This window comes from Paraburkholderia sp. BCC1885, from assembly GCF_900996235.1.
Classification (GTDB): Bacteria; Pseudomonadota; Gammaproteobacteria; order Burkholderiales; family Burkholderiaceae; genus Paraburkholderia.
The window spans coordinates 1-469 of the sequence record NZ_CAAJGM010000134.1 but is presented as its reverse complement, the minus strand read 5'-3'; the positions used below and the strand labels follow the sequence as shown (position 1 = coordinate 469).

The window sequence follows — 469 nt, the reverse complement described above, 5'->3', positions numbered from 1 at the left end:
ATGCGCCGCAGTTTCCGCATGGAACTGGAACAGCGCGAAGACCGGGTTACCCGGCGACAGCGCGCGCACCTGCTCGATGATGAGGGCGAGGAGAACCGAAAAGAAAGTCATGCGAAAGGCCGTGCCGTTCTGGGTTATACGATTTTTCGCATAACGATAGCACAGCGGACCCGCGCGAGGGTTCGGGTCCGCCTCGTCGGTTCGGCTCGTGCGGCCATCGGTTCAAGGCTGCGCGGCAAGGAAACGGTACAGATTGCGCAACATGCCGGCGGTTGCCCCCCAGATGAAGTAATGGCCGTCGTCGCGCCCGTTCGGATAGGGCATCGCAAAAAAACGACGCTCGCCGCCTTCCCACTTGAACAGGCGCACTTCATGACGCTCCGGTGCCATCAGGAAGGCCAGCGGCACCTCGAAGATCTCGGCGACCTCGAGCGTGTCGGCTTGCACGGTGAAGGGCGGATGCACGATG

General features: G+C 62.0%; 2 pseudogenes. Both read right to left on the bottom strand.

What is annotated here, in order from left to right:
• Nucleotides 1-138: pseudogene (locus FQ755_RS14280) on the bottom strand (cobalamin biosynthesis protein CobD); the annotation flags it as partial.
• Nucleotides 139-222: 84 nt separating this feature from the next.
• Nucleotides 223-469, bottom strand: a pseudogene (locus FQ755_RS14275) (coenzyme A pyrophosphatase); the annotation flags it as partial.